Source organism: Shigella sp. FC1567 (assembly GCF_001743015.1).
Classification (GTDB): domain Bacteria; phylum Pseudomonadota; class Gammaproteobacteria; order Enterobacterales; family Enterobacteriaceae; genus Escherichia; species Escherichia coli.
In genome coordinates this window covers 1-643 of the sequence record NZ_MIIV01000361.1, presented here as the reverse complement: position 1 = coordinate 643, position 643 = coordinate 1, and the positions used below count along the sequence as shown (strand labels likewise).

At 37.5% G+C, this 643-nt stretch carries 1 protein-coding gene and 1 pseudogene; both read right to left on the bottom strand.

What is annotated here, in order from left to right; translation table 11 throughout:
• Nucleotides 1-197 (bottom strand): annotated as a pseudogene (locus tag BHE85_RS17825) (hypothetical protein); the annotation flags it as partial.
• Nucleotides 198-294: 97 nt separating this feature from the next.
• A partial coding sequence (locus BHE85_RS27060) for a hypothetical protein (RefSeq protein WP_206779291.1) occupies nt 295-643 on the bottom strand: 349 nt, incomplete at its 5' end.

Genomic DNA, 643 nt, shown 5'->3' with positions numbered 1-643 from the left:
GACTTCCTTAAAAAGTTTTTCACAGTATTAGCACAGTGATCTAAATGTTTTTCACTTATGCCAGAAGAAGATGAGTTTGTTACGCGTAATATATTTTTTTGTAATGCTTTTGTTGCTTTATTCGGATTCGTTTTTCCATCAACAAGATCAATATTATTCTGAACATTAATATGATTTACTGCTTCAGGTATTTTCATCCCCCCCCCAATTATGTGCGTTTTTATCTGTGGTTATTTAGATAACATTATCTAACTGGACACTTTCTTGTATGTATTATAGCTAAATGAACAGATTTTAATATGTTGTATGGTTTTCACTCTGAAATCCCCTGAATTTAATCACGTTTCCTTTACTGAAGGCAATTTTAACCGTAGTATCAATTATTAACCCTTGGGCTTGATATCCCTCTCCTCTTCTGGGCACGGGGGATGTCAGATTACTTATTACAGAAACCAAAAGAATTGTAAGCGTCATCTCAGTGTCGTCTATTTCAATGTCTGATGATTGGCGATGATAGAGTCCTTGAACCGCCCCGGGTTTCCTAGAGAGTGTTTTATCTGTGAACTCAGGCTGCCAGATCATCGTTTCCGATGGAAGCATAATAAGCTTTTTCTGCTTCTGCCGGAGGAGTATGGCCCAGCCT